The sequence below is a fragment of the Mumia xiangluensis genome, assembly GCF_010994095.1.
GTDB lineage: Bacteria > Actinomycetota > Actinomycetes > Propionibacteriales > Nocardioidaceae > Mumia > Mumia xiangluensis.
In genome coordinates this window covers 660,395-675,711 of record NZ_WJYO01000001.1, presented here as the reverse complement: position 1 = coordinate 675,711, position 15,317 = coordinate 660,395, and the positions used below count along the sequence as shown (strand labels likewise).

Sequence of the window (15,317 nt, the reverse complement as noted above, 5' to 3'; positions counted from 1 at the left end):
TCTTGCTCTAGACGGATAGGGCGAACGAGCCTACGTTGGCTCGGGTCAAACCGTTGCAGAAGGGGAGAGAAGTCTTGAGACGACTCAGCACGGCAGTCATCACGCTCGGCGTCGCCGCATCGTTCGGCGCCGCCGCGTTCATGTCACCGGGGACAGCGGCTTCCGCGCCACCGGTCACCGCCGCCGAGAAGGCGAACCGGGAGCACGAGCTCCCCAACCCGCTCGAAGACAAGCGTCGAGCGCTCCGCGAAGAGGCGCTCACCTCCGTCGTGAACGGCGACGCCGAGCCCGTCGTGAAGAACGGGACCGAGGTCGTCAAGGTGGGCAAGTCGTACTCGCCCGCCGAGGCCGCCGCGCTCGCGACCACGCGCGGACGCAAGGCGCTCGCGAAGTCCGGCACCAAGGCGACGAAGCAGGACCAGTACGTCGAGCTCGAGCAGGAGCGCGCCGACAAGATCTTCGTGATCCTCACGGAGTTCGGCGACGAGCGGCACCCCGACTTCCCGGACGACGGCTGGAACGTCACCGGTGAGGACGTCGAGCCACAGCGCTTCGACGGCCCGATCCACAACGAGATCCCGGAGCCCGACCGGACGAAGGACAACTCGACCGTCTGGCAGTCGGACTACAACCGCGACCACTACCAGGACCTGTACTTCGCGGACGGCAAGCGCGACGAGTCGGTGAAGACCTACTACGAGGCGCAGTCCTCGGGTCGCTACACCGTCGACGGCACCGTCCAGGACTGGGTGAAGGTCCCGTACAACGAGGCCCGCTACGGACGCCTGCAGGCCGACGGCACCGAGACCAACGCCTGGGACCTCATCCGCGACGCGGTGACCGCGTGGGTCGCGGACCAGAAGGCCGCCGGCAAGACCGACGCCGAGATCAAGGCCGCGCTGGCCTCGTACGACACCTACGACCGCTACGACTTCGACGGCGACGGTGACTTCAACGAGTCCGACGGCTACATCGACCACTTCCAGATCGTCCACGCGGGCGGCGACGAGGCGGACGGCGACCCGATCTACGGCAGCGACGCGCTCTGGTCGCACCGCTGGTACGCCTTCGTCACCGACGCCGGCATCACCGGCCCGGAGCAGAACCCGCTCGGCGGCGCCGAGATCGGCGACACCGGCTTCTGGGTCGGCGACTACACGCTGCAGCCGGAGAACGGCGGCCTGTCGGTCTTCGTCCACGAGTACGGCCACGACCTCGGTCTGCCGGACGCGTACGACACCTCGAGCAAGGGCGACAACTCCAACGAGTACTGGACGCTGATGGCACAGAGCCGCCTCAACGGCAAGGGCGAGCCGCTCGGCACCCGACCGGGCGACCTCGGCGCGTGGGAGAAGCTGCAGCTCGGCTGGCTCGACTACGAGGTCGTCGCGGCCACCCAGAAGAAGAAGCTGGAGCTCGGCCCGCAGGAGTGGAACTCCAACAAGGCGCAGGGCGCGGTCGTCGTGCTGCCGAAGAAGCAGGTCACGCGCAGCTACGGCGCGCCGGCCTCGGGCACGAAGCAGTTCTTCTCCGGTGCTGCGGACGACCTCGCGAACTCGATGACCACCGAGCTCGACCTCACCGGCAAGACGTCGGCGTCGTTCGCGGCGAAGGCGCGCTGGGACATCGAGAAGGGCTACGACTACGCGTACTTCCAGGCGTCCACGGACGGCGGAAAGACGTGGACGTCGCTGCCGGGCACGGTCGACGGCACGGCGTACGGCGCAGACGCGTCCGGCGCCCCTGCCCTCGACGGCGCGCACCCCGCATGGGGCAACGTGGTCGTGCCGCTCAACGCGTACGCCGGTCAGAAGATCCTGTTCCGGTCGTACTACAAGACCGACGGCGGCCTGACCCGCCCCGGCCTGTTCCTCGACGACATCGCGGTGACCGCCGACGGCGCGAGCATCCTGTCCGACGGCGCCGAGGCCGGCGGGCCGGCGTGGACGTTCGACGGCTACAGCATCGTCGGCGCGACGACGACCCTGCCGTACGACAACTACTACGTCATGGGTCACCGTTCGTACGTCGGGTACGACAAGTACCTCGAGACCGGTCCGTACAACTTCGGGTTCCTCAACACGAAGCCGGACTGGGTGGAGCACTACCGCTACGGCCAGGGCCTGCTCATCTCGTACTGGGACACCTCGGTCGCGGACAACAACACGACCGACCACCCCGGTCAGGGACGCAACCTGCCGATCGACGCGCACCCGGAGCCGATCATCAACCTCGCGACGGGCGCACCGTGGCGGGCACGCATCCAGGTGTACGACGCGCCGTTCGGGCTCATCAAGGCCGACTCGATGACGCTGCACACGAACGGCAAGGCCAGCTACATCCGGGCGCAGGCTCCGCAGCCGGTCTTCAACGACACGAAGAAGTACTGGTACGCCGAGCTGCCGAACCACGGGGTCAAGCTCCCCGCGGTCGGCGTCAAGGTGAAGGTGCTCGAGCAGAACGGCACCTCGATGAAGATCAAGATCAACTGATCTGAGTCACGCACGCGAGCGGGCCCCGGGGAGCGATCCCCGGGGCCCGTCCGTTGCCCGCTGGTTGAGCGAGCGCCGTTGCCCGCTGGTTGAGCGAGCGAAGCGAGTCGAAACCCCCGCTGGTTGAGCGAGCACCCTCCGCTGGTTGAGCGCCGTTGCCCGCTGGTTGAGCGAGCGAAGCGAGTCGAAACCCGCTCAGCGCCCCGCGTCGCGCAGCGTGAACCACGAGACCGCGGCCGCACCCAGCGCGATGAGGATCGCCACCGCGCTCGTCGTCTGCACCGCGTGGTCGAACGCGAGGTGTGCGGAGTCGACGAGCCAGTGCCCGACCTGCGGCGGGATGCTCGAGGCCAGCTCCATCGCACCGCCGAGCGTCTCGCCGGCGGCCTCGCGCTGGGCCTCGGTCCCGGCGAGCGGCGGCACGGCGACCTGCGCGCGGTAGGTCGCGGTCAGGATCCCGCCGAGCACGGCGGTGCCGAGCACGGCACCGATCTCGTACGCGGTCTCCGACAACGCGGACGCTGCGCCGGACTTCTCCGCCGGAACGCTCGACACCACGACGTCGTTGGTCAGCGTCTCCGCGAAGCCGATGCCGATGCCGAGCACGAGGAACGCGACCGCGATCGACGTGGCCGACGGCACCGAGCCCGCGAAGGCCGCGATCGCGTAGCCCACGGCCGACAGGCCGAAGCTCACCGACACCACAGCCCGTACGCCGAACAGCGGCACGAGCTTCACGACCAGGAGCCCGGCCGCGATCGTCGCGACGAGTCCGGGCACGAGGACCAGCGCCGCGTCCATCGGGTCGAGCCCGACGACGAGCTGGAGGAACTGCGCGCCGAAGAACAGGAACCCGGTGAGGCCCATGAGGCTGAGCAGGTTCGCGACGAGGGCACCCGAGAACACGCGGTTGCGGAACATGCGCACGTCGACGAGCGGGTGCTCGCGGACGAGCTGGCGCCGGACGAACACGACCACGCTGGCGACACCGATCGCGAGGGCCCATCCGACGACGGCGGTGAACCCGTGCTCGGCGAACGTCTTGATCGCGTAGACGATCGGCAGCATCGTCGTCATCGACAGCACGATGCTGATCGGGTCGACGGGGCCCGGGTTCGGGTCACGCGACTCGGGCACCAGCCACAGCGCGAGCGGCACGAGCAGGGCGACGACCGGCAGGTTGATCAGGAAGACCGAGTGCCAGGTGAAGTGCTCGAGGAGCCAGCCACCGATGACGGGTCCGAGTGCGGCGCCGGCCGAGAACCCTGCGGCCCACACGGCGATCGCGAGCCGTCGCTGCTGGCGGTCGGTGAAGATGTTGCGCAGCAGCGACAGCGTCGACGGCATGAGGGTCGCTCCGAAGACGCCGAGCAGGGCACGGGCTGCGATGAGTCCGTTGATGTCGCCCGCCTGAGCGGCGAAGAACGACACTGCGCCGAAGCCGACGGCGCCGACGAGCAGCAGCCGGCGTCGCCCGATGCGGTCGCCGAGCGACCCCATCGCGACGAGGAGTCCGGCCAGCATCAGGGCGTAGATGTCGACCACCCACAGCAGCGCCGTACCCGACGGGCGCAGCGACGAGCTGATGTCGGGGAGGGCGAAGCTGAGGACCGTGTTGTCCATGCTCACCATCAGCACGGGCAGCATCAGCACGGCGAGCGCGCCCCACTGACGCCAGCCCGCGCGGGCAGGGGTCGGCGCCACCGGCTTGCGCGTGCCGGCACCGGCGTGCGTGAGGTGCGAGCGATCGGGCGTGGTGGTGCTCATGGCGTCCCCCGTTCAGGTGAGTCGGTACGTGGTGGGCCGGCGTTGGCGGCCACCTCTAGGTAAACCGTCCAGCCGGTACAGTCATTCCCGTCCAGACGGTACAGAGTCGGCGTCGCAGGACTCAACCGGTTTCGTGGTGTTCTTCGCCACCCCACCCCGCAGGTCGAACGAGCGCAGCCCCGCTGGTTGAGCGAGCGCAGCGAGCGCCGTCCTGAGCGAGCGCAGCGAGCGCCGTCCTGAGCGAGCGCAGCGAGCGCCGTCCTGAGCGAGCGCAGCGAGTCGAAGGGTCGAAGGGTCGAAGGGTCGAAACCACCCCCTCGCTAGAGTGCTCGCATGTCCGCCCGAACCGACGGTGCCTCCACCCGCGACCGCATCCTGGACGCCTTCGAGATGCTCCTCGTCGAGGGCGGCAGCCGGATCGCGACGCTCGACGCGGTCGCGGCGCGTGCCGAGGTGTCGAAGGGTGGCCTGCTCTACCACTTCCCGAGCAAGGACGCGATGGTCGACGCGATGCTCGACCGGCTGCGCGAGCAGGGGAGGGCCGACGTCGACAAGATGAAGGACGCCTCGCAGGGCCCTGTCCGCTACTACCTCGAGACGTCGGTCGACACCGGTTCGGCGTTCGACCGTGGGCTCATCGCGGCCTCACGCGTCGCGCAGGACGACACCCGTGCTCGGGAGACGCTCGCGGAGCTCCGCAACGGATGGTTCGCGGTCCTCGCCGAGCACTACGGCGACGACGCGCTCGCGCGTACGGTCCAGCTGATCGGCGACGGCCTCTACTTCGACGACACGACGGGGCTCGCGCACAAGCGCTCGCTCGACCACGTCCGCGACGTCCTCGCCCGGCTCGACGCCCTCTGAGCGGTCGCGGTCAGCGGCGCCCGACGAGGAAGTAGGCGACGGGTCCGAAGGGTTGCACGAAGCATCCCGCGACCCACGCGGCCTTGGGGCCGCGCACGCGAGCCGACGGCGTACGAGCAAGGCTCACCAGGGCCGCGGTGGTGAGAACCACCTCCGCCGCCCCGACCGCCACGACGGCGCGCCGCTGGTTCGGGGTGAGGTCGGACCAGCTCTTCTTCGCCATCCCCCGACCGTACCCCCGGACCCGCCCCGTCCCCGATTTGTGGACTCTGACAAGGAATCGGAGGCCGAAAACCTTGACGAAGTCCACAAATCGGGGAGGGGAGGGGTGGCTCAGGGCACCCAGAACGTCTCGCCCGGCGCAACGTCCCCGGAACCACGGGTGAGGGTGGCGACGAGCTCGCCGAGGAACGTGACCGCTTCCGGCCACGCGGCGACGGCGAGCACGACCGAGCCGGCGCCGTACTCCACGCCGAGCACCTCGACACCTCGTGCGCGCACCTCGTTCTCGACCTTCCCCGCTTCGCTGTGCGAGACCCGGATCTCGACGCGCGTCCGCAGCTCGCGGCGCAGCAGGCCCGCTGCGTCCAGCGCGGCCGCGGTCGTGTCCGAGTACGCCCGCACGAGGCCGCCGGCGCCGAGGAGCGTTCCTCCGAACCACCGGGTGACGACCGCGACGACGTCCCGCACCTCGCGGCGTACGAGCACGTCCAGCATCGGGGCGCCCGCGGTGCCGCTCGGCTCGCCGTCGTCGTTGCTGCGCTGGAGGGCGCCGTCCGACCCGATCACGAAGGCCGAGCAGTGGTGCCGCGCGTCCCAGTGGAGGTGGCGCGCGTCGGCGACGTACGCGCGAGCGTCCTCCTCGGACCCGACCCGGCGGACCCACCCGAGGAAGCGCGAGCCCTTGATCTCGAGGGTTGCCTCGGCATCACGCGCAGGGACGAGATAGTGGTCGCCGCCCACAGGACCTCCTGCTGATCCGTCCGAACCCTCAATTGTTGCCATCTGAACGTGGCGGAACCGTCATACGTTGTGGCAGCGCTGGCTACCTCGACTCGCTATGGTCAGCGGCATCCACGTCTTTGGAGGAGTCCCCTGATGCGACCGAGCCAACGTACTCTTCTCCGGCGATCCACCCTTGTCGCCGCCGTAGCCGCGCTCGTCGCGGCACCCCTCGCAGCCATCCCCAGCGCCTCGGCGGCGCCCGTGGACGAGGTCACGCTCACGTTCCTGGGCATCAACGACTTCCACGGCCGGATCGACTCCAACACCGTGAAGTTCGCGGGCACCGTCGAGCAGCTCCGAGCTGCCGGCGGCGAGGACAAGACGGTGTTCGTCGCTGCCGGCGACAACATCGGCGCCTCGCTGTTCGCCTCCGCGGTCGCGCAGGACAACCCCACGATCGACGTCCTCAAGGCGCTCCAGCTCGACAACTCCGCCGTCGGCAACCACGAGTTCGACCAGGGCTTCGCCGACCTCACCGACCGCGTCATCCCGAGGATGGGCAACAACCGGTTCGGTGCTCCCGTCTTCCTCGGCGCGAACGTGTACGAGAAGGGCACCGAGACGCCGGCGCTCCCGGAGTTCGCCGAGTACACGGTGGCCGGTGTCGACGTCGCGATCATCGGCGTCGTGACCGAGGAGACCAAGAGCCTCGTCAGCCCCGCAGGCATCGCCGACCTCGACTTCGGCGATCCGGTCGCCGCCGTCAACCGCGTCGCAGGCGAGCTGAAGGACGGCGACGACGCCAACGGTGAGGCCGACCTGGTCATCGCCAGCTACCACGAGGGCGCGCCCCTCTCTGACGCCGCAGCCACACTCGACCAGCAGGTGTCCGCGAGCCCGGTCTTCGCCCACATGGTCAACGACACGGTCGCCTCGGTCGACGCGATCTTCACGGGCCACACCCACCAGCGCTACGCGTACGACGCGCCGATCCCCGGGGGCGCGGGCACTCGCCCGCTCGTCCAGTCCGGCAACTACGGCGAGGGCGTCGCCAAGGTCGAGATCACGTACGACACCGCGACCGACGACGTGACCGCCTACACCCGCGGCGTCGTCGCACGCACCACCACGGCCGACGCCGACCTCGTCGCCCAGTACCCGCGGGTCGCTGCCGTGAAGCAGATCGTGGATGCCGCGCTCGCCAACTCGGCCGCGGTCGGCAACCAGCCGAAGGCGACGATCACCAACGACATCACGACCGCGCTCACCGGCGGCACGTACGAGAACGGGGTCTACACGCACCCGACCCCGACGGCTACCGGCGTACGCGACGATCGCGGGTCAGAGTCGACGCTCGGCAACCTGGTCGCCAACACGCTCCGCGACAGCCTCGACGACGAGCAGGGCGGCAACGCCGAGATCGGTGTCGCGAACCCCGGCGGCCTGCGTTCCGACCTCATGTACGCCCCCGACCCGACGATCCCGACCGACGCCGACGGGGTGGTGACGTTCGCGCAGGCCAACGCGGTGCTGCCGTTCGTCAACAACCTCTGGTCGGTCACGCTCACCGGTGAGCAGTTCGTGACGATGCTCGAGCAGCAGTGGCAGCGCGAGGACGACGGTGACGTCCCCTCTCGTGCCTACCTCCAGCTCGGGCTCTCGGACAACGTGTCCTACACGTTCCACGAGGTCGACGACCTCTCGGTCCCGGCCGATCCTCAGGGCAATCCGCGCAAGAAGGGCGTCATCGACTCGGTCACAATCAACGGCGATCCGATCGACCTCGCCAAGGACTACAGGATCGGGACGTTCAGCTTCCTGGCGACCGGCGGAGACAACTTCCACGTCTTCGACGACGGCGAAGCCCCGAAGGACTCGGGACTGGTCGACCGTGACGCGTGGATCGCGTACCTCGAGGAGGGCTCGCCGGTCAGCCCGTCATTCGCACGCCGCTCAACGATCGTCTCCGGCGCGCCGAGCTCGATCACGACGGGTGACCAATACTCCTTCAACGTCTCCAAGCTCGACCTCACCTCGCTGAACAGCCCGCAGAACACGACGCTGACCGCCAAGATCGGGTCGACGGAGATCGGCACCTTCCCGGTCACCGGCGGGCAGGCGACCGTGAGCTTCACCGCGCCTGCGACCCTCGCGACGGGGCCCGCCATGCTCACGCTGACGGCAACTCCGTCGGGCACTGTGGTGTCGCTCCCGGTCACGGTCGTCAAGGTCAAGACCGCCACGACGATCTCCGCCGTCGCGACGCCGGGTATCTCGCCGCTGTTCGGCCCGGTCGTCGTCGCTCAGGTCAAGCCGAAGGCCACCGGGACCGTCGAGGTCGTGTCGGCTGACGGCAAGGTCCTCGGCAGCCAGAAGCTCGTCCGGGGCGTGACGCTGATCGGGCTGAAGGCACGGGCGCTCCCGCCGGGGACGCACCGGGTCACGGTCCGCTATGGCGGGGACAGCACACACAAGCCGTCGCAGACCGTCATCACCGTGAAGGTCTTCGGCCGGTAGCCGAAAGATGAGGGCCACGTCCAGCAGGGCGTGGCCCTCATCCGTTCTCGCACCGTTCACCCGCACGCACATTTCGCTCCGCATGCTCGTCCCGTAACGACAGCGTCCCGGACGCACAGCTCTAGGAGGATCCAGGTGTCACGCTCCATCCCACGCGTCGCCCGCGCGACGTCGCTGCTGGCCGCAGGCGCGCTTGCCGCGGGCACGCTCGGCGCCGTCGCTGCGGCGCCGGCCAGCGCCGTACCCGCCGACCATCTCGTCATCAACGAGGCCTACCTGAACGGCGGCAGCGCCGGTGCCACGTACCTCAACAAGTTCGTCGAGCTCTACAACCCGACGTCCTCGCCGATCGAGGTGGACGGGTGGACCGTCCAGTACCGCTCGTACAGCTCGACGACCGCCTTCACCGGCAAGATCGCGCTGACCGGGACGATCCCGGCAGGCGCCCACTACCTCGTGAGCGGCAACGCGAACTCGACCAACGGGGCCGCCCTGCCGACGCCGGACGCCCCGTCGACGATCGCGTTCTCCGGCAACGCCAACGGCGGCACCCTCGCGCTGACGAAGACAGCCGACACCCTCACCGGCGACGGTGCGACCGTCGTGGCCAACCCGAACGTCGTGGACCTCCTCGGCTACGGAGTCTCCAACACGTCCGAGACCGCACCCGTCGCGAGCGGCTACTCGGTGACCGCGTCGGTCAACCGGACCGACGGCACCGACACCAACAACAACAGCGCCGACTTCACCTCGGCCGCCCCGACGCCCACCGCGTGCGGCGAGGCCTGCGTGCCGACGCCGAACCCGGTCGAGGAGCGCACCATCGCCGAGATCCAGGGCACCGGCGCAGCCAGCCCGTACGACGGCGACACCGTCATCACGCAGGGCGTGGTCACCGCTGCGTACCCGACGGGTGGCTTCAACGGCTTCTACCTCCAGACGGCGGGCAGCGGCGGCGCGGGCGACGCGACGCCCGGCACCTCCGACGGCATCTTCGTCTTCGGCAGCGCCGCTGTCGCGAAGGTCGCGGTCGGTGACCACGTCGAGCTGACCGGCGTGGTCAGCGAGTTCGGCGGGATGACCGAGATCACCCCTGCCGCGGCTGACGTCGTCGTGCTCGACGAGCCTGCCGAGGCGGTCAAGGCCACCGAGCTCGCGCTGCCGCTCGGCGACGCTGCCCGTGAGGCGCTCGAAGGCATGCTCGTCACCCCGAAGGGCCCCTTCACGGTGACGAACAACTACACGACCAACACGTTCGCCGAGCTCGGCCTCGCGGTCGGAGACTCGCCGTTGTACGTCCCGACCGAGGTCGCCGCTCCCGGCGCCGCCTCGCAGGCCGTGGACGCGGAGAACGCCACCAAGCGGATCACGCTCGACGACGGCTCCTCGACGAACTACACCGCCGGCGGCAAGAACACCCCGCAGCCGTGGATCGACGCCGACACGACCATCCGTGTCGGGGCGTCGGCGACGTTCGTCAAGGACGTCGTCCTCGACTACCGCAACAGCGCGTGGAAGCTGCAGCCGACCGCCCAGCTCACCGCGGACGACGCCAACGACGTCCTCCCGGCGACCTTCGCGGGCGCCGAGCGCCCGCAGTCTGCGCCTGAGGTCGGCGGCGACTTCACGCTGGCGGCGTTCAACGTCCTCAACTACTTCATCACCACCGGCGAGGAGTACGAGGCGACGACCGGCATCTCGTGCGAGTACTTCGTCGACCGCGACGGAGTCCCGACGACGGTCGACGAGTGCGTCGGCCAGGCAGGACCGCGCGGTGCCGCCAGCACGGTGCAGCTCGAGCGACAGGAGAAGAAGATCGTCGCCGCGATCAACGCGCTCGGCGCCGACGTGGTGTCGCTGGAGGAGATCGAGAACTCCGTGAAGTTCGGCAAGGACCGTGACGCCGCGCTCGCCGCGCTCACCGAGGCGCTCAACGAGGCGGCCGGTGCGGGCACCTGGGCGTACGCCCCGTCGCCCGACGCATCGGCGCTGCCGCCGGTCGCGGAGCAGGACTTCATCCGTACGGCGTTCATCTACAAGCCGGCGGTCGTCGCTCCGGTCGGCGCGTCGACCGTGCTCGTCGGTGACCCGGCCTTCGCGGATGCTCGCGAGCCGCTCGCGCAGGCGTTCCAGCCCGTGGCCGGCACCGAGGACGACCGTTTCGTGGCGATCGTGAACCACTTCAAGTCGAAGCGTTCCGGCACGCCGGACCCCGACCAGGGTGCCGGCAACGTCGAGCGGGTCGCGCAGGCGCACGCGCTGGTCGCGTTCGCCGACACCGTCAAGGCGGCCGCCGGGACCGACAAGGTCTATCTCACCGGCGACCTCAACTCCTACTCGAAGGAGGACCCGATCACGGTCCTGCGCGACGCGGGCTACGTCGACCTCGAGGAGACCTACGAGACGGCGGAGACCTACCAGTTCGACGGTGAGATCGGGTCGCTCGACCATGTGTTCGCATCGCCCGCGGCCGCGCCGGACATCACCGGCATGGGCGTCTGGTCGATCAACGCGATGGAGCCGATCGCGTACGAGTACAGCCGCTACAACAACAACGCGACGCTGTTCTACGACGAGACCGCATTCCGCTCCAGCGATCACGATCCGGCGCTCGTCGGCATCGCTCTCGAGGAGCAGCTCACGCCGACGACGGTGAGCGCGGTGGCGACGCCGGGAATCTCGCCGCTGTTCGGTCCGATCATCGCGGCGCAGGTCAAGCCCCGGGCGACCGGCACCGTCCAGGTGCTCAAGGGCGACACCGTGCTCGCGAGCCAGAAGCTCGTCCTCGGCGTGACCGTCGTCGCGGTCCCGGCGAAGGCGCTGAAGCCTGGCACGCACCAGCTCACCGTCCGCTACACCGGCGACGCGACCCATGCGGCGTCGGAGACGACGGTGACGGCACGCGTCCTCGGACGCTGACGCGCGCCACAGCAAGACACCATCACGACAGTGGGGTGGTTCCGGGTCACCACGTGGCCCGGGACCACCCCACGCCCGTGTCGGCATGCTGCGTGCACGGGAACGTGACTGACTGAGGGCATGGGGCCGATCCGCGTTCAGGGCAGACGGGTGTACGACCCTCCTGCTGACGACGACGGGATGCGGGTGCTCGTCGACCGGCTGTGGCCGCGCGGCGTACGCAAGGAGGCCCTCGCCCTCGCAGCGTGGGACAAAGACGTGGCGCCGAGCAGCGACCTTCGCCACGCCCTCCACCACGGAGGCCTTCCGTACGAGGAGTTCGTCCGTCGCTACCGCGCCGAGCTCGACGCACCAGCCGGCCGCAAAGCCGTCGACGCCCTGAGGGGCCAGGCCGACGGGGCGGTTCTGACGCTCCTCACCGCCACCAGGCCCATCGAGCGCAGCGCCGTCCCCGTACTCGCCCAGGTGCTCACCCAGGGCACTCAGGGACATCCCTGAAATCGGTCTCCGACTGCCATCGCGGACCCGGCCGAACGTTAGTCTGGTCGGACTATGCGCAAGATGACGACGGATCTGCTCACGCGGATCGCCCAGCGGACGTTGCTTCGGTCGCAGAAGGACGGCATCGATCTCTCGAAGCTGACCTTCGTCCCGAACCGTTGGCTGATGCCGCTGCGACGCAACGGTCTCGACCCGGTCCCGCAGCTCGGGAGGGTCCGTGCCGAGGCGCCTGTCAAACGCCTCGCCGGCCTGTTCGGGATGAACATCTGGCTCGTCAGCGGCTACGAAGAGGCGCAGGCCGTCCTCGCCGACCGCACCACGTACAGCAACGACATCCGTCCGTTCGTCGGCGAGGTCGGTGCCGCCGACGGCGACATCGGCGGGCTCGGGTTCACCGATCCACCGGAGCACACCCGACTCCGTAAGCTCCTGACGCCCGAGTTCACGATGCGCCGGCTCGCTCGCCTGACGCCGAAGATCGACGAGATCATCGAGCACCAGCTCGACGTGATGGAGAAGAAGGGCCCGGAGGTCGACCTGATGGCCGACTTCGCGTTCGCGGTGCCGTTCCTCGTGATCTGCGAGCTCCTCGGCCTGCCTGACGAGTCGCGCGAGGAGTTCTTCGCACTCGGCTCGGCGCGCTTCGACGTGTCCGGCGGCGGTGCGGCCTTCGGCGCGATCTCCGAGTCGCGCACGTTCCTGATGAACGCCACCAAGGCACAACGGGACGCGCCCGGTGACGGACTCATCGGCAAGATCATCGAGGAGGTCGGCGACAGCATCTCCGACTACGACCTCGGCGGCCTCGCCGACGGTGTCTTCACCGGTGGCCACGAGACGACCGCAAGCACCATCGCCCTCGGCGCCATGGTGCTGATGAACGACCCGGAGGCACGCGCCCGGCTGATCGCGGACGACGATTTCGCCGATCCCGTCGTCGAGGAGATGCTGCGCTACCTCACCGTCGTCCAGGTCGCGTTCCCCCGGTTCGCGAAGGTCGACCACGACCTCTTCGGCAGGCACATCACGGCCGGCGACGTCGTCGTCTGCTCGCTCTCCGGCGCCAACCGCGACCACCGTACGGGTGGTCCCGACCTCGAGCGCTTCAACCCGCACCGCGACTGGCCGGTGTCGCACGTGACGTTCGGCTACGGATTCCATCGCTGCGTCGGCGCCGAGCTCGCCCGCATGGAGCTGCGCTCCGCGTACCCGCGCCTGTTCCGCCGCTTCCCCGACATCACGCTCGCGTGCGACCCGCGGGACCTCGCGTTCCGGCAGCGCTCGATCGTGTACGGCATCGAGAAGCTGCCGGTCCGCCTGTACGGCTGACAGACACCCCGCCGCAGCACTCTCCTGCAGCACTCTCCACACGTGTGCTTCCAGCACAACGCCCCACGGCCCTGGTCGCAGCGTGGGGCGTTGGCGTCCGCGGCAGCTAGTCGAGCTGCGTGACGTCCTTGCGGATCATGAACGCCGTGATCAGCCAGAAGAGGCCGATCAGGATCGCGTAGATGCCGATGAGGACGATGAGGGTCTTGGCGGCGATGTCGGGCCACGCGATCAGCACGATGCCGAACAGGATCGAGAAGATACCGGCGGTGAGGAGCCACCCCCACCCGCTGCCGGGGACCTCGCGGATCTGCAGAGCACCCGAGATCTCGAGCGCGCCGATCATGATCGACCAGAAGGCGATCACGATGACGATCGCGAGGCCGACCGTCTCCGGCGCCCGGAACGCGATGATGCCGGCCGTGACGCCGAGGACGCCCTCGAGGAGCAACCAGCCCCAGGAGCGGCCCCTGCTCGTGAAGATGCTGACGAGGGCGATGATGCCGTCGACCAGTGCCCAGACGCCGAAGAGCGCGATGATCACCTTCGCAGTCGGGCCGGGCCACACCAGCGCGGTGATGCCGAGCCCGAGGGCGATGAGGGCGCGGGCGACGAGGACCCACCAGGCGGTCTTCGCGACGGAAGTGATCGATGGTGCTGACAGGTCGGTCATGGCTACCCCCACTGATCGTGCTGTGTTTTCACCCTAGGGCCGCTGCCACCACGGCGATGCGCGGACACGCGGAGCGTCCTGCAAGCCGTTGCCGGACTCAGGGGAGGTCGACGCGCAAGAACTCAGGACGGTAGAGGAACGGGTTCCTGGCGACCTTGCCGACGTCGGTGTTGTTGCGGCTGTACGAGACGACGACCGAACCGTGCTCGGGGAGGAGTGCCGGGTGTGCCAGCGGCATGTAGCGCAGCTGCCCCGTCGCTGCGTCCGACGGGATCGTCGCCGCCGTCGATGCCACGGTGAACGGCCCGGTCGGAGACGGTGCCTTCCAGATCACGAGGTTGCGTCCGAGGAACTCGTCCTGCTTGCTCACCGCGTACCACGAGCCGTCCTGCTCGAACACGCTCAACGTCTGGGAGACGCCGCCCTGTGCCGCGATCAGCTCCTGGGCGGAGTCGGGATCCCGCTGCCACCGGCTCCCGTCCCAGTAGCGCCACCGGCGCTGGTCGCGGATGTCGTCGATGCGGACGCGCGCCACCCGCAGCGAGTAGCCGAAGACGCCCTCGGTCTCCGGGTTCGCCGTGCCGTACAGATAGACCCAGTCGTCGTCCACGGCGACGGCGGCGCCCCAGGTCGGCCGCGTACGGCTGGGGTCGTCAGGTCCGAGGTCCTTCACCTCGACGAGCTGCGGGGTGCCTCCGCGCTCGACGTGGAACACCGCGATGGCGGGGCCGAGGTTCTCGAACTCGGTGGTGTTCGGTCCGCCGGTGCTGCGAACTCGCTGGACGCCGACCCCCACGACGTCGACGTCGCCGCGCTGCACGCGCCCGACCGACATCGGCCAGTAGCCGACGCCGTCGGCGCGGTCGGGGATGACCGCACCGTTGTCCTCGGGCAACACCGTACGGGCGCAGCCTGGCGAGATGAGCAGCATCGAGTTGCGGACGAATCGCTGACCGTCGAACTCCTCGGACCGCAGCGTGTCGCCGACGAGCCAGATGCGGCGGCCGTCCTGCAGCTCGAGGTCCGCGCCCACGTCACCGCCCTGCAGCTCGGGGCCGCCCCGGATCGTGTCGACGATCGTCTGCAGGTCGTCGATGGTCCGCAGCTCAGGGATCTTCACGCAGGAGGTCTCGTACGCGCCGTCGTCGGGGTCGGCGGTCGTCTCCGGGTCGTCGCCGGGAACCACGAGCGTCAGCAGGAGCCCGGCGACCGCCAGGCACACGACGACGAGCACCGCGATGCCGATCCGTCGGCCCGAGGTGCTCGCCGGCCGCTGCTGCTCGGGATCGTCCATGCTCGCTCTCCTGTCG

Annotated in this window: 11 protein-coding genes; 6 read left to right on the top strand and 5 right to left on the bottom strand. The window is 69.3% G+C overall.

All coding sequences use genetic code 11. The annotated features are described in order from the left end of the window. Positions 1 to 74: 74 nt before the first annotated feature. On the top strand, positions 75 to 2,492 hold the full coding sequence (locus GH747_RS03075; RefSeq protein ID WP_228552748.1) for an immune inhibitor A domain-containing protein: 2,418 nt from the start codon (positions 75 to 77) through the stop codon (positions 2,490 to 2,492). A 195-nt stretch (positions 2,493 to 2,687) separates the two neighbouring features. Here the strand turns inward: GH747_RS03075 and GH747_RS03070 are convergent, their stop codons facing one another. Beyond that, positions 2,688 to 4,259 carry an MFS transporter gene (locus tag GH747_RS03070; RefSeq protein ID WP_149768075.1) on the bottom strand — a complete coding sequence of 524 codons (1,572 nt, stop codon included), beginning with the start codon at positions 4,257 to 4,259 and terminating at the stop codon, positions 2,688 to 2,690. Positions 4,260 to 4,592: 333 nt separating this feature from the next. On the opposite strand from GH747_RS03070, the gene GH747_RS03065 reads away from it, so the two are divergent. After that, a complete protein-coding gene (locus GH747_RS03065) occupies positions 4,593 to 5,123 on the top strand; it encodes a TetR/AcrR family transcriptional regulator (RefSeq protein ID WP_149768074.1) in 531 nt (176 codons plus the stop codon). Between the two features lie 10 nt (positions 5,124 to 5,133). Here the strand turns inward: GH747_RS03065 and GH747_RS03060 are convergent, their stop codons facing one another. Beyond that, positions 5,134 to 5,346, bottom strand: a complete 213-nt coding sequence (locus GH747_RS03060) for a PLD nuclease N-terminal domain-containing protein (protein ID WP_149768073.1) — start codon at positions 5,344 to 5,346, stop codon at positions 5,134 to 5,136. A gap of 110 nt (positions 5,347 to 5,456) precedes the next feature. Then, positions 5,457 to 6,086 carry an IMPACT family protein gene (locus GH747_RS03055; protein ID WP_228552747.1) on the bottom strand — a complete coding sequence of 210 codons (630 nt, stop codon included), beginning with the start codon at positions 6,084 to 6,086 and terminating at the stop codon, positions 5,457 to 5,459. Positions 6,087 to 6,221: 135 nt separating this feature from the next. Here GH747_RS03055 and GH747_RS03050 point away from each other — a divergent pair, with 135 nt between their 5' ends. The 4 genes from GH747_RS03050 to GH747_RS03035 all read left to right on the top strand — a co-directional run bounded on the left by GH747_RS03050 (position 6,222) and on the right by GH747_RS03035 (position 13,334). Further along, a complete protein-coding gene (locus GH747_RS03050) occupies positions 6,222 to 8,585 on the top strand; it encodes a 5'-nucleotidase C-terminal domain-containing protein (RefSeq protein WP_149768071.1) in 2,364 nt (787 codons plus the stop codon). A gap of 135 nt (positions 8,586 to 8,720) precedes the next feature. Further along, entirely contained in the window at positions 8,721 to 11,504 is a 2,784-nt protein-coding gene (locus GH747_RS03045; protein WP_163695266.1) for an ExeM/NucH family extracellular endonuclease, read from the top strand. A 120-nt stretch (positions 11,505 to 11,624) separates the two neighbouring features. After that, entirely contained in the window at positions 11,625 to 12,002 is a 378-nt protein-coding gene (locus GH747_RS03040; protein WP_149768069.1) for a DUF488 domain-containing protein, read from the top strand. A gap of 63 nt (positions 12,003 to 12,065) precedes the next feature. Continuing rightward, positions 12,066 to 13,334 (top strand): cytochrome P450, encoded by a 1,269-nt coding sequence (locus GH747_RS03035; RefSeq protein WP_228552746.1) that lies wholly within the window; start codon positions 12,066 to 12,068, stop codon positions 13,332 to 13,334. A gap of 106 nt (positions 13,335 to 13,440) precedes the next feature. On the opposite strand, the gene GH747_RS03030 is transcribed toward GH747_RS03035, so the two are convergent. Together GH747_RS03030 and GH747_RS03025 are read right to left on the bottom strand one after the other, a co-directional pair. Beyond that, on the bottom strand, positions 13,441 to 14,007 hold the full coding sequence (locus GH747_RS03030; RefSeq protein WP_149768067.1) for an HdeD family acid-resistance protein: 567 nt from the start codon (positions 14,005 to 14,007) through the stop codon (positions 13,441 to 13,443). 97 nt (positions 14,008 to 14,104) lie between these two features. After that, a complete protein-coding gene (locus GH747_RS03025; RefSeq protein WP_149768066.1) occupies positions 14,105 to 15,301 on the bottom strand; it encodes a DUF4185 domain-containing protein in 1,197 nt (398 codons plus the stop codon). Between the last annotated feature and the right edge of the window lie 16 nt (positions 15,302 to 15,317).

Bases quoted from the DNA above. Each gene is read 5' to 3' on its own strand.
- GH747_RS03070 (WP_149768075.1), bottom strand. From the start codon at position 4,259: ATGAGCACCACCACGCCCGATCGCTCGCACCTCACGCACGCCGGTGCC.
- GH747_RS03065 (WP_149768074.1), top strand. From the start codon at position 4,593: ATGTCCGCCCGAACCGACGGTGCCTCCACCCGCGACCGCATCCTGGAC.
- GH747_RS03060 (WP_149768073.1), bottom strand. From the start codon at position 5,346: ATGGCGAAGAAGAGCTGGTCCGACCTCACCCCGAACCAGCGGCGCGCC.
- GH747_RS03050 (WP_149768071.1), top strand. From the start codon at position 6,222: ATGCGACCGAGCCAACGTACTCTTCTCCGGCGATCCACCCTTGTCGCC.
- GH747_RS03040 (WP_149768069.1), top strand. From the start codon at position 11,625: ATGGGGCCGATCCGCGTTCAGGGCAGACGGGTGTACGACCCTCCTGCT.
- GH747_RS03035 (WP_228552746.1), top strand. From the start codon at position 12,066: ATGACGACGGATCTGCTCACGCGGATCGCCCAGCGGACGTTGCTTCGG.
- GH747_RS03030 (WP_149768067.1), bottom strand. From the start codon at position 14,007: ATGACCGACCTGTCAGCACCATCGATCACTTCCGTCGCGAAGACCGCC.
- GH747_RS03025 (WP_149768066.1), bottom strand. From the start codon at position 15,301: ATGGACGATCCCGAGCAGCAGCGGCCGGCGAGCACCTCGGGCCGACGG.